Genomic DNA, 594 nt, shown 5'->3' with positions numbered 1-594 from the left:
AACACCACCGTCTGGCTGAAGCCGCCGATCGGCCCCTCCCGCTCGGCCAGCCAGTGCATGATCGGCGTCGGGTGCACCGGCCCGACCCCGGCACCCTCCGGCTCGCTCACCACGACGGCGTGCGCCTCCTCGACCGCCACCGCGGCCAGCCCTCGCACACTTTGATGGGCGAACACATCGCGCGGTGCGATCACCAAACCCGCCGCGCGTGCCCGCGCCACCAACTGGATCACCAGGATGCTGTCCCCGCCCAGATCGAAGAACCCGTCCTCGACCCCGACCGAGGCCACCCCCAGCACCTCGGCGAACAACCCGCACAACACCGCCTCCCGGGCCCCCACCGGCCCGGCCGCCGACCCACCGACCTGCGGCGCCGGCAACGCCGCCCGATCCAGCTTGCCGTTGCCCGTCAACGGCAACGCCTCCAGCACCACCACCGCCGAAGGCACCATGTACTGCGGCAACCGCCCCCGCACAAACCCCCGAAGCTCCTCAGCCAACCCCCCGTCGATGTCCTGCAACGCCGCCGTACCGCCCGCAGCCGCAGCCGCAGCCGCAGCCGGGGCCGGCACCACGTAGGCCACCAGCCGCCGG

General features: G+C 73.2%; 1 protein-coding gene. It reads right to left on the bottom strand.

The genetic code is table 11. The features are described 5' to 3' along the window. A partial coding sequence (locus Pta02_RS40885) for a phosphopantetheine-binding protein (RefSeq protein ID WP_275423665.1) occupies positions 1-572 on the bottom strand: 572 nt, incomplete at its 3' end. Positions 573-594: the final 22 nt, after the last annotated feature.

Origin of the sequence: Paraplanobispora takensis (assembly GCF_016863195.1) — a bacterium.
Taxonomy (GTDB): domain Bacteria; phylum Actinomycetota; class Actinomycetes; order Streptosporangiales; family Streptosporangiaceae; genus Planobispora; species Planobispora takensis.
Note: the sequence above shows the minus strand (reverse complement) of the source record. Positions and strands in the feature narration are given on the sequence as shown.